Here is a 19,445-nt window from a genome sequence, read left to right as displayed (position 1 = left end):
CTGGTGATCTACAAATCTATTGCCGACAGATTACGGCTGCGGCTGAATTCGTCGGACTACAACATCGGCAGCCCGCTTCCTGGTGAAAAGACGTTGGCACAGGAATTCGGCGTGGCGCGGATGACCATTCGAAAGGCACTGGACCTGCTGGTCAGTTGGGGGCTGGTGGAGCGGCGCCACGGCAGCGGGACGTTTGTATCGCGTAAAGATGTCCACCATGAAACCACTAACCTGACCGGGCTGGTGGAGGTGCTGCGTCAGCAGGGGAAAGAGGTGCAGAGCAAGGTGTTGCAGTTCGAAGTCATGCCCGCACCGCCCGCCATCGCCAGCCAGCTGCGGATACAGGTGGATGAACGGATCTACTTTTCGCGTCGCGTGCGTTTCGTGGAGGGGAAACCCCTGATGCTGGAGGACAGCTTTATGCCCGTGAAGCTGTTTCGCAATCTGTCGCTGGCGCATCTTGAAGGGTCGAAGTTTGATTACATCGAGAAGGAGTGCGGGATCACCATCAGCGGCAACTACGAGAGCCTGACGCCAGTGCTGGCAGATAAACAGCTGGCCGGTTACCTGAACCTGCCGGAACAAACGCCGCTGCTGCGAATTACGTCTCTCTCATACAGCGACAGCGGCGAGTTCCTCAATTATTCCGTGATGTTCCGTAATACCAGCGATTACCAGGTGGACTACCATCTGCGGCGCATCCACCCGGACGAATTACTAGCTCATCCCCCAGAACAGCACCGCCAGTAGCTGCGGGGTGATGATGCGCAGGAACATGACCAGCGGGTATACCGTGGCATAGGACAATGCCGCCGCACCGCTGGTGGCGTGCAGGTTATTGGCAAAGGCTAGCGCGGGAGGGTCCGTCATGGAGCCCGCCAGCATACCGCACAGCGTCAGATAGTTCATTTTGGCGAACATCCGCGCCAGAATGCCCACCGTCAGCAGCGGGATCGCCGTGATAAATATCCCGTAGCCGACCCAACTCATCCCTTCGCCCTTGACCAGGGTATCGACAAAATCACCGCCGGATTTCAGGCCGACAACGGCCAGGAACAGCACGATGCCGAGCTCGCGCAGCGCCAGGTTGGCGCTCGGTGGCATAAACCAGTAGAGCTTACCGATGCAGCCGATACGACCAAGGATGAGCGCCATAATCAGCGGCCCGCCCGCCAGGCCCAGCTTCAGCGCAACCGGGAAACCCGGCACGTACAGCGGAATGGAGCCCAGCAGCACGCCAAGCCCGATACCGATAAACACGGGCAGCATCTGCACCTGCTGCAGTTTTTGCTGGGCGTTGCCGACCATATCCGCCACAGCATCAATAGACGACGGACGCCCGACCAGATTAAGGATATCGCCGAACTGCAGGCTAGCCTCTGGGCTGGCGACTAACTCGACACCCGCACGGTTAAGACGGGAGATCACCACGTCGTAGCGCTCTTTTACCTGCAGATCGCGTATTTTCTTGCCCAGAACGTGCTCGTTAGTCACCACCACACGTTCCACGCGCATATCGGTGCCACGGGTTGAGAGCGACGTATCCACTTCCTGACCAATCACCAGCCGCGCGTTGTTTAAATCCCCTGGCTGGCCGACCAGATGCAGCAAATCGCCTTGCTGAATGACGGTGCCGGGCGCGGGCACCATCAGCATATCGTCACGCTTAAGGCGGGAGCAGATGATATTGGCGCTGTTCAGGATCGGCACATCCTGAATCGCCATGTTGTTCAGATTGGGGTTATCAACCCGAATATTGATGGTTTTGATCGGCATATGGCCGTTAGTGAGGGTGGTTTCGTGGTCCTTCGCCTCTTTGTCGACGTTAATCCGGAACAGGACGCGTACCAGCCACATGGAGAGCAGAATGCCGCAAATCCCAAACGGATAGGCCATGGCGTAGCTCATCCCCATCTGGTCGACAATACCGGGTTCGATACCCAAATCGCGCAGAATTTGCTGCCCTGCACCGAGTGCCGGTGTGTTGGTCACCGCCCCGGAGAAGATACCCAACACCACAGGCAGCGGGATATCAAAGACTTTATGCAGAATAGCGGTAACCAGCCCGCCCATCACCACAATGCCGAGAGCAAACAGGTTAAGCCGTAATCCGGAAACCCGAAGTGAGGCAAAAAAGCCCGGCCCCACCTGAATACCGATGGTATAAACGAAGAGGATCAGACCGAATTCCTGAATAAAGTGGAGCATTTCGGCGCTGAGGACCAGCCCGAGTTTGTCGGCAAAGTGCCCGACAAAAATTCCGCCAAACAGAACCCCGCCAATCCCAAACCCGACGCCACGGATTTTGATATTACCTATCCACAGTCCAACTACAGCGACCAGGGCCAACACGCTAACCGTTAACGCGATATCACTCATGATCCACTTCCTGTGCATAACCTTAGTTATGACGAGGATTCTCTCAGAGCCAGACGTAGTTGTATGGGCGATGGCGCACAAAAAAGCCCTGCTGGGGCAGGGCTTTGTGCAGTTGGTGAGTATTGTCGGGTGGCGGCTACGCCTTACCCGACCTACAGGATCGGCGGGCTTGTTAACTGTTTAACGCAGGCCGCTCGCTAATGGCGATACGCTGTGGCGCGATAGCTTCCGGCACATTACGGGTCAGGTCGATATGCAACAGCCCGTTGGTGAAAGTCGCACCGGAGACTTCCATATGATCGGCCAGGGTAAAGCTCAGGCTAAACGGCTGAGTGACCAATCCCTGATGTAACCATTTGGTCTCGGTTTCTGGTTTTTCCGGCGTACCCTTCACGGTCAGACGCGTACCTTCAAGCTGGATATCCAAATCGTCCTGACGGAAACCGGCCAGCGCCAGGGTAATGCGATAGTGGTTATCATCGCTCTTTTCGATGTTGTACGGCGGAAATGTCTGTTGCTCGGTGGTGCTTTGCAGGGCGTTAGCCAGTTTGTCAAAACCAATCCACTGACGCAGCAGGGGGGATAAATCGTAGTTACGCATACTAAATCTCCTTCTGAGAAGCGAGTTCGGCACAGTTTAATTTTGTGCGCAGTTATTCCTGCAAATCCCGATGGATTCGCATATGCTCCCATTACGGCAAGCAATTCTGGTTGGGCCGCTTAGGCGACCCGCATAATTAGTTAATTTCGATACGACGCGGTTTTTTCTCTTCCGGGATCACACGTTCCAGTTCGATAAACAGCAGGCCGTTGACCAGGTTCGCGCCTTTAACGTGAATGTTCTCAGCTAACTGGAACTTACGTTCAAAGTTGCGCTCGGCAATGCCCTGGTAAAGGTAGGTACGTTCTTTCTGCTCGGCCGTATGGGAACCTTTCACCACCAGCAGGTTGTCCTGGGCGGTGATCTCCAGTTCGTTTTCTGCAAAACCGGCGACAGCAATCGCGATGCGGTAGTGGTTTTCGTCAACCAACTCTACATTGTATGGAGGGTAGCCGTTGCTCTGGCTTTGGTTATTTTCTAAATGGTTAAACAGGCGGTCAAAACCAATTGCAGAACGGTATAGCGGAGAAAGATCGAAGTTACGCATAAATAAAACTCCTGAAATCAGCGAGAAAATGTAGCCTTCCACCATGGACAGGCCTTAGTACCCCGAACACCCATCAGGCGTGTTCGTTTTCGTGGTTACATTCTTAAAATGGGTCTTGAACCGGGCTTTTCAAGCACGACAGCTGCACTTTTTTTTGCACTTTCGTGCATCTCGCTTAGACTGGGACAACAGCACAAAGGGTTAAATTGCGATGGCTGCCACAGTGCGGGGTTATCGGGCTATCCATTTTGGTTAAGGCTCGCTATAAACCTGAGTTGCAGGTCTTTGCAGTGCCATTAATGATGACTGAGTGATGATGAAAAATGTTCTGATAAAGCTGACGACGTTCAGCGGGGTAGTTTTACTTTGCGGGTGTTCGAGCGTGATGTCTCACACCGGCGGTAAAGAAGGAACATATCCGGGGACACGTGCCAGCGCGGCGATGATCTCCGATGACGATACAAACTGGGGCACCAAATCCCTGGTTATCCTGGATATGCCGTTTACGGCTGTGGCGGATACGCTTCTGCTGCCGTGGGATATGTTTCGTAAGGACAATTCTGTGCGCTCACGGGTAGAAAAAAGCGAGCAGGAGAATCTGGCGACAAACGCCGTTATTCCGCCCGCTGAATTGCCTCCACGCTAGTGTTGCGCGGTTTCTGTTAACCAAAGCTGACGGAAACCGCCTGTCTCTTCCATCCACGCAATAAAACGTCCGTCTGGGGAGAACACTACCGCATCTGCTGAAGGTGGGTTGCCGTGATCGGTCGTCAAAAACGTCACCGCACCAGTCTGCGCATCGCAACAGGCGATCCGATTTTCAAGTACGAATCCCAGCATGTTCCCGGAAGGGTGCCAGTTAAACGCTGACTGAATACCGCTCTCCGTATGGGTTAACTGGCGCGTCTCGCCACCCTCAGGAGAGATCAGCCACAGCTGCACAATACCGTTATCATCTCGCATCAGAAACGCGATCTGCGTCCCTTGCGGATTACAGCGCACCCAGTGACGCGGCACGTTCACAAGCCCCGGATACGCCCTTTGATGCGTAAAGGTCAGACGACGCTGCTTAACCCCTGCTGGCGGGGCAGGCAGGGTCTCTGTCGTACCCTGCAAAGGCTCATCGCCAGCCTGCTTCCAGCCCTGTTCGTTCTCAGGCAACTCAACAATAAACAGTTCTGGCACTTTCTCGCCCTGCACTGACAGGGTATCGCCAATAAACGCCAGCCGGTCATTACTCACCCAGCCCTCTTCATAGGCGCGGTTGATGTCATCGCTGCCGGGCTGAGGTGTTGGCGTCGTGCGGCTCACCAGCACGCTCCAGTATGCACCGACATATTCTCGCGGATGGTTCCCCTGTGGGTTCACTGGGCCAAACGGTGCGGCAACACCCACGTTACGTAAATCAAGTTTCGGATCGCGCTCGTGCAGGACGTGGTCGTTATAGGTAAAGCTAACGAGCTGCCCGTTCGGGCTGAAGACGTGTACGTGGCTGCCGCCGCGCAACGCGCCTGCGGTGTAAGGCGCGGTGATATCCATCGCATCCAGGTTGCTCACCTGGCCATGATGCGCAATCACCCCCTGACGATGGTGAAAATCATAGTGCCAGTCTGCATCCGGGTGTTTCGGGCCGTGGATAAACACATACTTATCTTCAGCGGGATGAACGGTCACCACGCCGACATGCGCGCCGTCAGTGGCACGATAAATCACCTCAACCTCACCCGTACTGACATTGACTCGCTCAATGGTTTCACCGGTGAACGATGCGCCCGACGGGCGCACATCAAAGACGAGCCACTGGCTGTCCGGCGTCCAGGTATTGATATTGGTCAGCTGGTGATGGCGGGAAGCGAAGGTGATTTGTTTCATGGAGATACCCTGATGCGCAGTTGTCGCATCAGGGTAAAACATCAGCGGGATTTAGCCTACTCGTTTCACATCGCCCACCAGCAGAATGTAGGAGAGCGCACCGATCAGTGCTACCGCTGAGATATAGACCAGCGCCGGGCCAAAGCCGTAATCCTGGGCCAGGTAGCCGATGACCAGCGGTACAGTGATGCCGCCGAGCCCACCGACAAAGTTGAACACGCCACCGGTCAGGCCAATCAGACGCATTGGCGCCAGGGATGAGACCAGTGACCAGGTGATGGAGGCAAAACCGTTGCCGAAGAATGCTACCGCCATCAGGGTCATAATCCATACCGGATCGTTGGTGTAGTTGGCGCCCATGATGCAGGTGGAAATCAGCAGGCCGCAGATAATCGGCGTTTTGCGCGCGACACCCAGCGAGACGCCTTTCTTCACCAGTTTATCCGCCAGCCAGCCCGAGAGCAGTACACCGAAGAATGCCGCAAGGAACGGTACTGTAGTCATAAAGCCAGCTTTCAGCGCAGTGATCCCCTTTTCCTGCGTCAGATAGTTAGGGAACCAGGTCAGGAAGAACCACAGCGTAGAGGTGACCGCGAACTGGCCCAGGTAAACGCCCACCAGCTTACGATGGAAAACCAGCTTCCAGTCCGCTTTGGTCAGCGGCTGGCGCGCCTCTTTTTTTACCGGCGCATCACCGTCCACCAGGCCACCGCCGTCGCGGATGTAGTCCAGCTCGGCTTTGGTGATGCTTTTAGTCAGACGCGGTGGCTGGTAAACCTTGAACCAGATAAACGACCAGATAATGCCGATCCCGCCGGTGACGATAAATACCCAATGCCAGCTCAGCAGCTCCTGGATCCAGATCAGCAGCGGCGTCAGGAACGCCAGGCCGACAAACTGCCCGGAAGTGTAAAAACCAACGGCAGAAGCACGCTCATGTTCCGGGAACCAGCTGGTCACCATGCGGTTGTTGGTCGGAAACGCCGGGGCTTCGAAAATCCCGGTGATGGCGCGCAGACCAATTAGCGACATCAGCCCGGTCGCGAAGCCCTGGAACAGCGTCGCCACGGACCAGCCAAAAATGGCGATGAAATAAGTCAGGCGCGAGCCCACGCGGTCAAGGAACCAGCCACCGGGGATCTGACAAAGCGTATAAAGCCAGGCGAACGCCGAAAAGACGTAGCCCATTTCCGCTTTGGTGATGCCAAACTCTTCCTGAATATGGGCCGATGCCACGGCAAGGTTGGCGCGGTCGACATAGCAAATGACCACGGTGATAAAGATCATAATCAGCGTCAGGTAGCGGCGACGCCCGGTTTTTGTAGCAGTAACTGGAATATCCATCGCAATCTGTCTCCAGATTTTGGGCATAGCGAAGCCGCTCACCATGCCCTGTAATTTACAGAGGGTTATATTTTTTGTAGGTAAGGTTTTTGTCCGGTGGCGAAGCGCCATCCGGCGAACTACCACTCGGCTACGGAACCGTCTTCATGACGCCAGAGTGGATTACGCCAGTCCGGCGCATTTTTGCTGAGCTCAATGACTTTGGCTTCGTCAATATCCACGCCAAGGCCCGGCTTCGTTAACGGTTTAAAGAAACCACCTTCCATGCTGAAGTCTTCTTTGTTTTTCACAAAGTCGAGCAGTTCCGCGCCCTTGTTATAGTGAATGCCCATGCTCTGTTCCTGGAACACAGCATTGCGGGAGACAAAATCCACGTGCAGACAGGCAGCCAGCGCGATCGGCCCAAGCGGACAGTGCGGTGCCAGCGCCACATCGTAGGCTTCCGCCATTCCGGCAATTTTGTAGCATTCGGTGATGCCGCCTGCGTGGGAGAGATCGGGTTGCAGTATGGCAATGCCGCCCGCTTCCAGCACGCGTTTGAACTCGAAACGCGAGAACATACGTTCACCCGCCGCGATAGGAATATGGGTCTGCTCAGCCAGTTTCGGATAGTACTCCGCCTGCTCGGCCAGCACCGGCTCTTCGATAAACAGCGGACGATACGGCTCAAGCTCTTTAATCAGCACTTTAGCCATTGGCGCACTGACGCGGCCGTGGAAATCCAGACCAAACTCAATCTCGTTGCCGAAGGCTTCACGGATTTGCGCGACGGTATTTACCGCACGGTCTACCGCACGCGAGTTATCAATAACGCCCATCTCTTCACAGCCGTTGAGCTTGAAGGTGTCAAAACCGATATTGCTCAGCTGCTTAATGCCGTCGATCACTTCCGCAGGGCGGTCGCCGCCCACCCAGCTGTAGGCTTTGATTTTGTCGCGCACCAGGCCGCCCATTAATTGCCAGACCGGCGCATTCAGGACTTTACCTTTGATATCCCACAGCGCCTGGTCGATACCGGCGATAGCGCTCATCAGGATCGGGCCGCCACGGTAGAAGCCCGCGCGATACATCACCTGCCACAGGTCGTTAATGCGCGCCGGATCCTGGCCAATCAGGTATTCGCCCAGCTCATGCACTGCCGCTTCAACGGTGCGCGCACGCCCTTCAATCACCGGCTCGCCCCAGCCGACAACGCCTTCGTCGGTTTCGATTTTCAGGAACATCCAGCGCGGGGGTAAACGGTACGTGGTGAGTTTGGTAATTTTCATTTCACTGCCTCTCGATACGCTTTCACAAATGCTGTCGCCTGCTGCGCGGTTTGTTCAACTGACTGCCCGGCGCGATAGAGATCGCTGCCCAGACCCGCCCCCACACAACCGGCTTTCATCCACTGCGCCAGGTTTTCTGGCGTGACACCGCCCACGGCAAAGACCGGCACGCTGGTGGGTAATACCGCTTTAAGCGCTTTGATGTAGTCCGGGCCAAAGGCCGATGACGGGAAAATTTTGAGCGCCTGCGCGCCCGCATCGAGGGCAGTAAAGGCTTCCGTAGCTGTCGCACATCCCGGACAAACGGTCATGCCGTAGCTCACCGCGCGGCGGATCACTTCAGGATTAATGTTGGGCGTGACGATAAGCTTGCAGCCCATTTTCGCCAGCTCATCCACCTGCTCCGGGTGTAACACGGTTCCCGCGCCAATCAGTGCCTTATCACCAAAGGCATCCACCACGGCCGGAATACTTTTTTTCCACTCGGGAGAGTTGAGCGGGATTTCCACCGCATCGAACCCGGCGTCAATCACTGCGCCTACGTGCGCGATCGCCTCATCGGGCGTAATGCCGCGCAAAATCGCGATAAGGGGAAGATCAGTTTGCCACTGCATGAGCGATGCTCCTTATTCCTGCCTGAAATGCCGTATCGCCAGAGATCGCCGCCACATCACGCCCAATAGCGTGAAATGCCTGCTGATAGCGCGACGTTAACGCGCTTCCGGCAACAATCGTGATTGCCTGCCCGGTCGGGACAAAATCGCGCATGGTCGCGACTTCTGCGCCAATCAGCAGGCCTGAGAGAAATTCGCTAACCTGCTCGCGCGGGAGATTTCCCAGCACGTGCGAGGCGCGAACTTCGAAGAGTTTCGGCAGAACATCAGGTGATGCGAGACCACGCTCAAGCCCGGCGGTAAACGCTGCGGGCGACGTCTCTTGCGCTGGCAACCCCGCCCCCACCAGCGAATGCGTCAGCAGCAAATGGTGCAGTTCGCCGGTCATTACGGTGCGAAAATCATGGATTTGCTCAGCATCGGCCTGCACCCACTTGCAGTGCGTACCGGGCATAACGTAAACAGAAGAAGGAGAAAGTGTGCGCGCGCCAAGCAACTGTGTCTCTTCGCCGCGCATCACGTTGTGGTTATCGTCGCGAGAGACGCACAGGCCGGGAATAATCCAGGCATTGTCATCAACGGACGTTAACTGCTCGCCAATGGCAGAGAAATGCGCAGGAACCGGCAGGTAAGGGGCGATTTTCCAGCCCACGTTGCTGCCGACCATGCCCGCCATTACCACCGGCGTGGCGCCATCGCGCCAGTTTTGCGTCACCTCTGCTAACACCGCCTCGGGGGATTTACCGTTCAGGCGCGTCACGCCTGCTTCTGATTGCCTGCTCTCCAGGCACTGCTCGCCCTGATAAAGCCAGGCGCGCAGGTTGGTCGATCCCCAGTCAATTGCGATGTAGCGAGATGTCATGTGATTTCCTTCAGCCTTCGTGTCGAGCTGGCGATCATCGTGAGGGCCGCCTGCTCTGCCGCATCGCCGTCCTGATGCCTTATCGCATCGAACAGCGCTTTATGTTCCTGGAGCGTTTTTGGCATGTTGGCCTCATCGCCCATCCAGGTTCGTTCAAATACCGCTCGCTGTAGCGAGCTGATCGCCACGCTAAGCTGCTGTAACACCGGGTTGTGCACCGACTGCAGCACCGCCTCGTGATAGCGAATGTCCGCCTCGTTGAACGCCTCCCGGTTCTGGTTATTAGCGATCATGTCGTTTAAAGCCGACTCAATCTGGGCCAAATCGCCGGAGGTTGCGCGCTCCGCCGCCCAGCGGGCGATGGCCGGTTCCACCAGGTTTCGGACTTCACTCATCGCGCCAATCAGCCGTGGGTCGTAGTCGTTTTCCAGAACCCACTGCAATACGTCGGTATCGAGGTAGTTCCACTGGTTGCGAGGAGCGACAAACGCGCCGCGATAGCGTTTCATTTCAATCAGCCGCTTCGCCATCAGCGAGCGGAACACTTCCCGGATGATGTTGCGCGAGGTTTCAAACTCCTCACACAGTTCGGCCTCAGCAGGGAGCGGCGAACCCGGGACGTATTTGCCCCCCACAATTTGAGTGCCCAGCGTGATGACAATGCGATCGGTTTTGTTAAGCGTCATGGAGAGTCCTTGTGCTCTGTATGTCCATCACTACTTTACCGTGCCCGCCGAATTTCGCCTCACTTTTGCAGTACAAACGTGAGGCCTTTCATCTTTATCGTGATGACAATGTAGTACAATCAATCCATGTTGTACCACAATCAAGATCACAAAAAGAACAATCCAATAAATTCAGCGCAAAAAAAAGCCCCGGTTGATAACCGAGGCTGATGATTTTGGTTGCTGTTACCGCAGGACAAATTTCTCAATGGCGTACGCCACACCGTCTTCCAGGTTGGATTTGGTGACAAAATTGGCCACTTCTTTTACCGACGGGATCGCGTTGTCCATTGCCACGCCCATACCCGCGTATTCAATCATCGCGATGTCGTTTTCCTGATCGCCCAGGGCCATAATCTCCTCAGGTTTGATGCCCAGAGCATCGGCCAGTGATTTAACACCGGTACCTTTATTCACGCGTTTATCGAGAATTTCGAGGAAGTACGGCGCGCTTTTCAGCACGGTGTATTTCTCTTTGACCTCGGCAGGGATGCGTGCAATCGCTTTATCGAGGATCTCGGGCTCGTCAATCATCATCACTTTAAGGAACTGCGTCGCCGGGTCCATTTTCTCGGCTTCACAGAACACCAGCGGAATGGTGGCAACGTAGGATTCATGTACCGTGTAGTAGCTGATATCACGGTTGGCGGTATAGAGCGTGTTGCGATCGAGCGCGTGAAAGTGAGAACCCACTTCGCGGGACAGCTTTTCGAGGAACAGATAGTCATCATAGCTCAGCGCGGTTTGCGCAACCGTACTGCCATCCGCAGCTTTCTGCACCAGCGCGCCGTTATAAGTAATGCAGTAATCGCCCGGCTGATTCATGTGCAGCTCTTTCAGGTAGCTGTGCACACCGGCATACGGACGGCCAGTGGTCAGTACCACATTCACGCCCTTTGCGCGTGCCGCGGCAATTGCGTTTTTAACGGCTGGAGAGATGGTGTGGTCTGGCAGCAGCAGTGTGCCGTCCATATCGATTGCAATGAGTTTGATAGCCATGAGGTCCCCGGAATAAATGAATGCAACCCATGCTAACGCGATTAAGCACACAAAAATAGAGCTAGATTGCGCAACCAGATCACCCCTTTTCAGGCTTATCCCGGGGAACGACAATTCACTCGCGGGTGAGGACTATTTTGCCAAACGCACCGCGATCGAGGTGCTCAAGCGCCTGTTCAAGCTCGTCAAAACGGTAGCGATGCTCAATCACAGGTTTTAATCCGGTTACATCGACAGCCTGAACGAAATCCTCCAGCGCCCGACGATGCCCAACGCCAATCCCCTGAATAACCGGAGATTTCAGCAACAGCTCGCCAGCTGGGAGTGAAATTTCGGTCCCGGCCAGAACGCCGATAACCGAGATACGTCCATGAACGGCAACGGCGCGCAGGGAATACTTCAGATTTTCACCCCCTACGGTTTCGATAATATGGTCGATACCGCGATCCTGAGTCAGCGCCAGAATGGCTTCAGCCCAGTCACCTTTCAGCCTGTTGATCCCTTTGTCAGCCCCGAGTTTTTTGGCCAGTGCCAGTTTTTCATCACTCCCGGACGTGACAAAAACCTCTGCTCCGTGTGCTTTTGCAATTTGCAGGGCGAATATCGCTACGCCGCCCGTCCCCTGTACCAGCACCGATTGCCCGGCGCGTAACTGGCCGCGTTCCACCAGCGCAAACCATGCGGTAAGCCCTGCGCAGGGTAGGGTGCTGGCCTCTGCGTCATCCAGTGTTTCCGGGGCGGCCACCAGCCAGTCTGCATTCACAATCACATATTCAGCCAGCATCCCCTGGAAGTATCCACCGGACGTTCTATAGGGCAAATTGCGCGCGTCCGCCTGCGGCTTGCCGTCGATCCACTCAGGGAAGAAGGTTGAGATGACGCGAGCGCCGGGTTTGAAACGTGTCACACCTTCGCCAATGCTGTCCACCACGCCCGCCATGTCAGACGCCGGCGTAAACGGGAAGGAACGTGAAATCGGCATGTTGCCTTCAATCACCATTTTATCGCGGTAGTTGAGCGCAACGGCATTCACCCGCACACGCACTTCACCCGGACCAGGCTGTGGAACAGGTTCCTGAATGAGTCTGAGGTTCTCGCGCCCGAGGGTGTTCATCGACCAGCGTTGCATTGTCTCTGCCATTGTATTTCTCCAGCCATCAAATGAGTTTCAGTACTCACAGTCTACCGTTGACTCACCATCACCAGTGGCGATAAGTTTTCTCTTTATTGTCGCCACAATGGATACAATTCATGACCGATACACTGAAGGATATTCCTGTTTTTGTGGCCGCCGTTGAGGCGGGGAGTTTTGCTCAGGCCGCAACTCGCCTGCATTTATCGCGCTCGGCGGTAGGGAAAAGTATCGCTCGCCTCGAAGAGCGACTGGGCGTTCGTCTATTCCAGCGCACCACCCGCAGCCAGAGCCTGACCGATAACGGCGCGCTTTTTTATGAGCGCTGTCTGCGCGCGCTGGAGGAAATTCGCGGTGCAGAATCACTGCTTGAAACAGGGAAACAGCAGGTCAGTGGCCGCCTGCGTGTTGCCATGCCGGTGCTGTTTGGTCGCCAGTGCGTCGCCCCGCTGTTGATTGAACTGGCGCAGGAACACCCCGGACTTGAACTGGAAATGTCATTCAGTGACCGCGTGGTGGATCTTGTCGAGGAAGGGTTTGATATGGCGGTACGTAACGGCGTGCTTCAGGACAGCAGCGTGCTGGTTGCCAGAAGGCTGGGGGAGCACCGCATGGTGCTGTGCGCCGCGCCGGATTATCTGCTGAAGAAAGGGCAGCCACAAAGCGTTGATGATTTACCCCTGCATACCGCCATTAACTATCTGCGCGCAGGCAGAGTGCTCCCCTGGCAACTGATGGATAACGAAGGAACATCGCATACGTTTACTCCCCGTTCGTCACTCAATATGGATGATTTGCAGGCGATCTGCGACGCTGCATTGGCCGGACACGGCATTGCATGGCTACCCTGCTGGATGGTCAGCAAAGAAATTCATCAGGGAAAACTCATCCCGCTCTTAAAGCAGGCACCGGATGTGCGTTTCGACGTTCACGCGGTCTGGCAGCAGACGCCGCATCTGCCGCTGAGGGTAAGAATTGCGATAGATACGCTGGCGAGCCGTTTGCCGTCCGTGATGTCGCTGGATATGCCTGCGCCCACAAAAAAGCCGCGCTAAAAGCGCGGCCATATTTCGTGCGGGATAACGACGATTAGATATCGATATTAGCCGCTTTCAGGGCGTTCTCTTCGATGAAGGCACGACGTGGTTCAACCGCATCGCCCATCAGGGTAGTGAACAGCTGGTCAGCAGCAATCGCGTCTTTAACGGTCACGCGCAGCATGCGGCGGCTTTCCGGATCCATAGTGGTTTCCCACAGCTGATCCGGGTTCATTTCACCCAGACCTTTATAACGCTGGATAGACAGACCGCGACGGGACTCTTTCACCAGCCAATCCAGCGCCTGTTCGAAGCTGGCTACCGGCTGACGACGGTCGCCACGTTCGATAAACGCATCGTCCTCGATCAGACCGCGCAGCTTCTCACCGAGCGTGCAGATACGGCGGTATTCCGGGCCGGTCACAAATTCGTGCTCCAGCGGATAGTCAGTGTCGACACCATGGGTACGCACGCGAACAATCGGCTCGAACTGTTGAGCGGCGTTCTGCTGAACATCGAATTTCCACTGGCTACCGTGCTGTTCTTTCTCGTTCAGCTCGCTTACCAGGGTATTCACCCAGCGGGTCACGGTTTGTTCATCGCTCAGGTCAGCTTCGGTCAGCGTTGGCTGATAAACCAGCTCCTTCAGCAGCGCTTTCGGATAACGACGCTCCATACGACCAATCATTTTCTGCGTGGCGTTGAACTCAGACACCAGGCGTTCCAGCGGCTCACCTGCCAGTGCTGGTGCGCTGGAGTTCGCGTGCAGAGTCGCACCATCAAGGGCGATGGCGATTTGATACTGATCCATCGCGTCATCATCTTTGATGTACTGTTCCTGTTTGCCTTTCTTCACTTTGTACAGCGGTGGCTGTGCAATGTAGACGTGGCCACGTTCAACGATTTCCGGCATCTGACGATAGAAGAAGGTCAACAGCAGCGTACGGATGTGCGAGCCGTCGACGTCCGCATCGGTCATGATGATGATGCTGTGATAGCGCAGTTTGTCCGGGTTGTACTCATCACGGCCAATGCCGCAGCCCAGGGCGGTGATGAGCGTCGCCACTTCCTGAGAAGAGAGCATTTTGTCGAAGCGCGCTTTCTCAACGTTGAGGATTTTACCCTTCAGCGGCAGGATAGCCTGGTTCTTACGGTTACGGCCCTGCTTCGCAGAACCGCCCGCGGAGTCCCCTTCCACAAGGTACAGTTCAGACAGCGCCGGGTCACGTTCCTGACAGTCAGCCAGTTTGCCTGGCAGGCCTGCTAAGTCCAGTGCGCCTTTACGACGGGTCATTTCACGGGCTTTACGCGCCGCTTCACGGGCACGTGCCGCATCAATAATTTTGCCGACAACGATTTTCGCGTCAGACGGGTTTTCCTGCAGGTAGTCGCTCAGCAGTTCGTTCATCTGCTGTTCAACCGCCGATTTCACCTCAGAAGAGACCAGTTTGTCTTTGGTCTGTGAGGAGAACTTCGGATCCGGCACCTTCACGGAAACCACAGCAATCAGGCCTTCACGGGCATCGTCACCGGTGGCGCTGACTTTCGCTTTTTTGCTGTAGCCTTCTTTGTCCATGTAGGCGTTCAAAGTACGGGTCATCGCCGCACGGAAGCCCGCCAGGTGAGTACCGCCGTCACGCTGTGGAATGTTGTTGGTGAAGCAGTAGATGTTTTCCTGGAAACCATCGTTCCACTGCAGCGCCACTTCTACGCCGATACCGTCTTTTTCGGTGGAGAAGTAGAAGATATTCGGGTGAATTGGCGTTTTGTTCTTGTTCAGATACTCAACGAACGCCTTGATACCGCCTTCGTAATGGAAGTGGTCTTCTTTGTTGTCGCGTTTATCACGCAGACGAATAGAGACGCCAGAGTTCAGGAACGACAGTTCACGCAGGCGTTTCGCCAGGATGTCGTACTCGAATTCGGTGACGTTAGTGAAGGTTTCCAGGCTTGGCCAGAAGCGCACCATGGTACCGGTTTTGTCGGTATCGCCAGTGACGGCCAGCGGTGCCTGCGGCACGCCGTGGGTATACAGCTGGCGGTGAATTTTGCCTTCGCGCTGAATAACCAGCTCCAGCTTCTGCGAAAGGGCGTTAACCACGGAGACACCTACGCCGTGCAGACCGCCGGAAACTTTATAGGAGTTATCATCGAACTTACCGCCTGCGTGCAGCACGGTCATGATAACTTCCGCAGCGGACACGCCTTCCTCCGGGTGGATACCGGTTGGGATGCCACGACCATCATCGGTGACGGAGACGGAGTTATCCGCATGGATCGTGACCACGATGTCTTTACAGTGACCCGCGAGCGCTTCGTCGATAGCGTTATCTACCACCTCGAATACCATGTGGTGCAGACCGGTGCCGTCATCCGTGTCGCCGATATACATACCCGGGCGCTTACGCACCGCATCCAGCCCTTTCAGGACTTTGATACTGGAGGAGTCATAAGAATTCGACATCAACGTTTCTCGCTCATTTCAACTTGGGTTAATCCGTTATTTTACCCTTTTCCACGGTAAACATCTTCGAATTTTCGTCCGACATGTCCATAACGTGTTCAGCGCTAATGGCGCTGACGAAAACCTGCGACTGCGTGGCTTTTAAGCGGCTGGCAAGCAGCCCACGCCGCGCGTCGTCAAGTTCCGAGGCAAAATCATCTATCAGGTACAGGCAGCGTCGCCCGCTTTCGCGGGTGAGAAATTCCCCCTGTGCCAGGCGTAGCGCGCACATCAGGAGCTTAAGCTGCCCGCGCGACAGCGTGTCTTCCACCGGCGCACCGTCGGCACGAATGCGGAAATCCGCCTTGTGCGGGCCATGCGCGGTGTAGGTCAACATGCGGTCACGCTCGAAGTTTCTCTCTAACACCTCGGCATAATCCGTCTCTTTCTCCCAGCCGCGCTGGAAGGAGAAGGTGAGAGAGAACTCAGGTAAAAACTGTTTGCAGGTATCCGCCATGTCTTCGGCAATACCTGCGCTGTATTCGGCACGCCAGCGGCTGATTTGTTCCGCGAGAGGGATTAACTCCATGTCCCACGGACGCAGCTGGGCGTAACGGGTGACCTGGCGCAGTGCAGCGTTACGCTGCTTAAGCAGACGCTTCAGGTTGCTCCAGGCGTTAAAGAAACCGGCTTCGTTGTGAAAGCATCCCCAGTCAAGGAACGCTCTTCTGTATTTGGGGCCGCCGTTGAGTAAAGTAAACCCCTCCGGCGTAATCAGCTGCATTGGCATCAGCAGTGCCAGCTCCGCCACCTTGTGGCCGTCGGTACCGTCGATACGTACCTTGCTGTCGCCCTGCTTGTCTTTGGTCAGGCCGATGGCGGTTTCCCGCTCTTCACCCTGTAAACGCCCGTGCAGAACAAAGGACTCCTGCTCATGGCGAATGACGCGACCAATCTGCAAACTGCGAAACGCCCGGCCATGGCCGAGCGTGTAGATGGCTTCCAGCACGCTGGTTTTACCGCTGCCATTCGCGCCAACCAGGAAGTTAAAGCCCGGGGATAAAGCAAGATCCGCGCTTTCAATATTGCGAAAGTCGCGGATCAACAGACGGGTGAGCGACATTACAGTCTCATTGGCATGACAACATAGGCAGCCGACTGTGATGCGGCATCTTCAATCTGTACGCTTGAAACGGAATCGGTCAGCAGGATGCGCACGTTCTCGCATTTCAGTGCATTCAGCACATCCAGCACGTAGCTGACGTTAAAGCCGATTTCCATCTCAGCCCCGGCGTAGGTGACGTCCAGAATTTCTTCTGCTTCTTCCTGCTCCGGGTTGTTAGCGGTGATTTTGATCTGGTTTTCGCTCACATACAGGCGCACACCGCGGAATTTCTCGTTAGAGAGAATGGCGGCACGGGCAAACGCCTGCTTGAGGCTATCGCAACCCGCTTCCAGCGTTTTGTCCGGATTCTTCGGCAATACGCGGCGATAATCCGGGAAACGACCGTCAACCAGCTTCGAGGTGAAGACAAAATCGCCTACATGAGCGCGAATGTTGTTGCTGCCGATCTGCACGCGCAGCGGGGTATCACCACCGTCGAGCATGCGCATCAGCTCAATCACGCCTTTACGCGGCACGATCACCGAATGGTTTGGCAGTGAGTCGCCAATTGGCATGGAACAGACCGCCAGACGGTGGCCGTCGGTCGCCACGGTACGCAGCTCTTCACCTTCGGTTTCGAACAGCATGCCGTTTAAGTAGTATCGAACGTCCTGATGCGCCATAGAAAACTGCGTGGCTTCAATCAGACGCTTCATCGTCGCCTGTGGCAGGGTGAATTCAACTTCACTCTGCCAGTCGTCCAGGTTCGGGAAGTCCGCAGCAGGCAGCGTGGAAAGCGAGAAACGGCTGCGGCCAGAGCGCACCAGCATGCGGTCGCCCTCCAGCTGCACGGCGATTTCAGCGCCTTCCGGCAACCCACGGCAAATATCAAAGAATTTACGTGCCGGAACCGTGGTCGCACCCGCGTCGTGTGGCTGAGTCAGCGTAACGCGCGCGATCATTTCCATTTCCAGGTCTGTGCCGGTCAGCGACAGCGTACCGTCCGCGACCTGAAGCAGCAGGTTTCCGAGAATAGGCAGCGTTGGGCGGCCACCTAATGGGCCACTCACCTGTTGCAGCGGTTTTAATAAATGTTCACGTTCAACAGTAAATTTCATAGCGTCACGATGATAATGTTCTGATTAAATTGGAAAAATCTTCTTTTATGTCGTGGCTTTCTTCACGTAACTGCTCAATCTTGCGACAAGCGTGCAGCACGGTCGTATGGTCACGGCCACCAAACGCATCCCCGATTTCCGGCAGACTGTGGTTGGTTAACTCCTTTGCCAGCGCCATCGCCATCTGACGCGGACGCGCCACCGAGCGGGAACGACGTTTAGACAGTAAATCTGCCACTTTGATCTTGTAGTACTCAGCCACCGTCTTTTGAATATTGTCGATGGTGACTAATTTTTCCTGCAATGCCAGCAAATCTCGCAGCGCTTCACGCACAAAATCGATCGTGATCGCACGGCCGGTAAAGTTGGCATTGGCAATAACACGGTTCAGTGCCCCTTCCAGCTCACGCACATTGGAGCGCAGACGCTTGGCAATGAAGAACGCCACTTCACCCGGCAGGCGAATGTCGTTTTCATCGGCTTTCTTCATCAGGATCGCAACGCGGGTTTCCAGCTCCGGTGGCTCGATCGCCACGGTCAGACCCCAGCCAAAGCGGGATTTCAGACGATCTTCAACACCGTTGATCTCTTTTGGATAACGATCCGAGGTCAAAATGATCTGTTGATTGCCTTCCAGCAGCGCATTGAAGGTGTGGAAAAACTCTTCCTGCGATCGTTCTTTATTGGCAAAGAACTGAATGTCATCGATTAGCAGGGCGTCAACGGAACGATAATAGCGTTTAAACTCTTCGATCGCGTTGTTTTGCAGGGCTTTTACCATGTCCTGAACGAAGCGCTCGGAGTGCATATACACCACTTTCGCATTCGGCTTGCGCGCCATAATGCCGTTACCCACTGCATGCAGAAGGTGCGTTTTACCTAAACCCGTACCGCCATAAAGGAACAGTGGGTTGTAGGCACCTCCGGGGTTATCCGCAACCTGACGAGCCGCCGCGCGCGCCAGCTGGTTCGACTTACCTTCAACGAAGTTATCGAACGTGTGTTTAACGTTAACGTTAGAACGGTAGGTTGGCTCAGCAGGTGCAGGAACATTATCCCAGCCCTGACGAGCGGGTGCGACGCGAGGGGCCGGAGCAGGAGCAGCCTGAGCCGGCGCTGCTACGTTCACGGTTTCACGAACTGTTTGGATGACCGGCTTTGTGCCCACTTCAAAGCGCAGCTGTGGGGCATCTGACCCGCAGAAATCGTTCAGCAGTCCATTGATGTTATTAAGGTACTTATCCCTTACCCAATCGAGCACAAAACGGTTTGGCGCATACAAAGCCAGCGTGTTATCGCTCAGTTCCGCCTGCAACGGGCGGATCCACATACTGAATTCTGTGGCTGGTAACTCATCCTGCAATCGGGCAAGACACTGCTGCCAAAGCGAAAGTGACAC

18 protein-coding genes and 1 other annotated feature are annotated in these 19,445 nt (G+C 55.4%); of the genes, 3 read left to right on the top strand and 15 right to left on the bottom strand.

The annotated features are described in order from the left end of the window. Positions 1 to 3 precede the first annotated feature (3 nt). The gene (locus LCD46_00090; GenBank protein UOY70791.1) at positions 4 to 750 is read left to right on the top strand and encodes a GntR family transcriptional regulator; all 747 of its coding nucleotides are present in this window, start codon (positions 4 to 6) and stop codon (positions 748 to 750) included. On the opposite strand, the gene LCD46_00085 is transcribed toward LCD46_00090, so the two are convergent. The 3 genes from LCD46_00085 to ibpA form a co-directional block, all read right to left on the bottom strand. Next, a complete protein-coding gene (locus LCD46_00085) occupies positions 718 to 2,379 on the bottom strand; it encodes a putative transporter (GenBank protein UOY70790.1) in 1,662 nt (553 codons plus the stop codon). The genes LCD46_00090 and LCD46_00085 overlap by 33 nt on opposite strands. A gap of 172 nt (positions 2,380 to 2,551) precedes the next feature. Continuing rightward, on the bottom strand, positions 2,552 to 2,980 hold the full coding sequence (gene ibpB / locus LCD46_00080; protein ID UOY70789.1) for a heat shock chaperone IbpB: 429 nt from the start codon (positions 2,978 to 2,980) through the stop codon (positions 2,552 to 2,554). A gap of 136 nt (positions 2,981 to 3,116) precedes the next feature. Beyond that, positions 3,117 to 3,527, bottom strand: coding sequence for a heat shock chaperone IbpA (gene ibpA / locus LCD46_00075; protein ID UOY70788.1), 411 nt, complete (start codon positions 3,525 to 3,527; stop codon positions 3,117 to 3,119). Next, positions 3,521 to 3,593, bottom strand: a sequence feature (ROSE (Repression Of Heat Shock gene Expression) occurs in the 5'-region of heat shock genes and acts as an RNA thermometer to modulate expression.). (Overlaps the previous gene by 7 nt.) 247 nt (positions 3,594 to 3,840) lie before the next feature. On the opposite strand from ibpA, the gene LCD46_00070 reads away from it, so the two are divergent. Further along, positions 3,841 to 4,173: a YceK/YidQ family lipoprotein gene (locus LCD46_00070; protein ID UOY70787.1), complete on the top strand. Its 333-nt coding sequence runs from the start codon at positions 3,841 to 3,843 to the stop codon at positions 4,171 to 4,173. Here the strand turns inward: LCD46_00070 and LCD46_00065 are convergent. From LCD46_00065 to LCD46_00030, 8 genes are all read right to left on the bottom strand, one after another. Then, complete coding sequence (locus tag LCD46_00065; GenBank protein UOY70786.1) at positions 4,170 to 5,399, bottom strand: DUF3748 domain-containing protein; 1,230 nt, start codon at positions 5,397 to 5,399, stop codon at positions 4,170 to 4,172. The two genes, LCD46_00070 and LCD46_00065, sit on opposite strands and share 4 nt — an antisense overlap. Positions 5,400 to 5,450: 51 nt before the next feature. Beyond that, a complete protein-coding gene (locus LCD46_00060; GenBank protein UOY70785.1) occupies positions 5,451 to 6,788 on the bottom strand; it encodes an MFS transporter in 1,338 nt (445 codons plus the stop codon). Positions 6,789 to 6,862: 74 nt separating this feature from the next. Continuing rightward, positions 6,863 to 8,011 (bottom strand): galactonate dehydratase, encoded by a 1,149-nt coding sequence (gene dgoD / locus LCD46_00055; protein UOY70784.1) that lies wholly within the window; start codon positions 8,009 to 8,011, stop codon positions 6,863 to 6,865. Then, complete coding sequence (locus LCD46_00050; protein ID UOY70783.1) at positions 8,008 to 8,625, bottom strand: 2-dehydro-3-deoxy-6-phosphogalactonate aldolase; 618 nt, start codon at positions 8,623 to 8,625, stop codon at positions 8,008 to 8,010. The genes dgoD and LCD46_00050 overlap by 4 nt, the downstream gene beginning before the upstream one ends. After that, the gene (locus LCD46_00045; protein UOY70782.1) at positions 8,609 to 9,487 is read right to left on the bottom strand and encodes a 2-dehydro-3-deoxygalactonokinase; all 879 of its coding nucleotides are present in this window, start codon (positions 9,485 to 9,487) and stop codon (positions 8,609 to 8,611) included. The genes LCD46_00050 and LCD46_00045 overlap by 17 nt, the downstream gene beginning before the upstream one ends. After that, positions 9,484 to 10,173: a D-galactonate utilization transcriptional regulator DgoR gene (gene dgoR, locus LCD46_00040; GenBank protein ID UOY70781.1), complete on the bottom strand. Its 690-nt coding sequence runs from the start codon at positions 10,171 to 10,173 to the stop codon at positions 9,484 to 9,486. Before dgoR ends, LCD46_00045 begins: the two co-directional genes overlap by 4 nt. Before the next feature lie 225 nt (positions 10,174 to 10,398). Beyond that, on the bottom strand, positions 10,399 to 11,211 hold the full coding sequence (gene yidA / locus LCD46_00035) for a sugar-phosphatase (protein UOY70780.1): 813 nt from the start codon (positions 11,209 to 11,211) through the stop codon (positions 10,399 to 10,401). Positions 11,212 to 11,326: 115 nt separating this feature from the next. Next, a complete protein-coding gene (locus LCD46_00030) occupies positions 11,327 to 12,352 on the bottom strand; it encodes an NAD(P)-dependent alcohol dehydrogenase (protein UOY70779.1) in 1,026 nt (341 codons plus the stop codon). 110 nt (positions 12,353 to 12,462) lie between these two features. On the opposite strand from LCD46_00030, the gene LCD46_00025 reads away from it, so the two are divergent. Continuing rightward, positions 12,463 to 13,398, top strand: a complete 936-nt coding sequence (locus LCD46_00025; GenBank protein ID UOY70778.1) for a LysR family transcriptional regulator — start codon at positions 12,463 to 12,465, stop codon at positions 13,396 to 13,398. 34 nt (positions 13,399 to 13,432) lie between these two features. Here LCD46_00025 and gyrB read toward each other — a convergent pair whose 3' ends face one another. From gyrB to dnaA, 4 genes are read right to left on the bottom strand one after another with little or no spacing between them, the layout of a single operon-like run. Further along, positions 13,433 to 15,844, bottom strand: a complete 2,412-nt coding sequence (gyrB, locus tag LCD46_00020) for a DNA topoisomerase (ATP-hydrolyzing) subunit B (protein ID UOY70777.1) — start codon at positions 15,842 to 15,844, stop codon at positions 13,433 to 13,435. 28 nt (positions 15,845 to 15,872) lie between these two features. Further along, positions 15,873 to 16,946 carry a DNA replication/repair protein RecF gene (recF, locus tag LCD46_00015; GenBank protein UOY70776.1) on the bottom strand — a complete coding sequence of 358 codons (1,074 nt, stop codon included), beginning with the start codon at positions 16,944 to 16,946 and terminating at the stop codon, positions 15,873 to 15,875. After that, positions 16,946 to 18,046 (bottom strand): DNA polymerase III subunit beta, encoded by a 1,101-nt coding sequence (gene dnaN / locus LCD46_00010; GenBank protein UOY70775.1) that lies wholly within the window; start codon positions 18,044 to 18,046, stop codon positions 16,946 to 16,948. Before dnaN ends, recF begins: the two co-directional genes overlap by 1 nt. A gap of 4 nt (positions 18,047 to 18,050) precedes the next feature. After that, entirely contained in the window at positions 18,051 to 19,445 is a 1,395-nt protein-coding gene (gene dnaA / locus LCD46_00005; GenBank protein ID UOY70774.1) for a chromosomal replication initiator protein DnaA, read from the bottom strand.

It is taken from the genome of Enterobacter ludwigii, assembly GCA_023023105.1.
GTDB lineage: Bacteria > Pseudomonadota > Gammaproteobacteria > Enterobacterales > Enterobacteriaceae > Enterobacter > Enterobacter adelaidei.
Note: the sequence above shows the minus strand (reverse complement) of the source record. Positions and strands in the feature narration are given on the sequence as shown.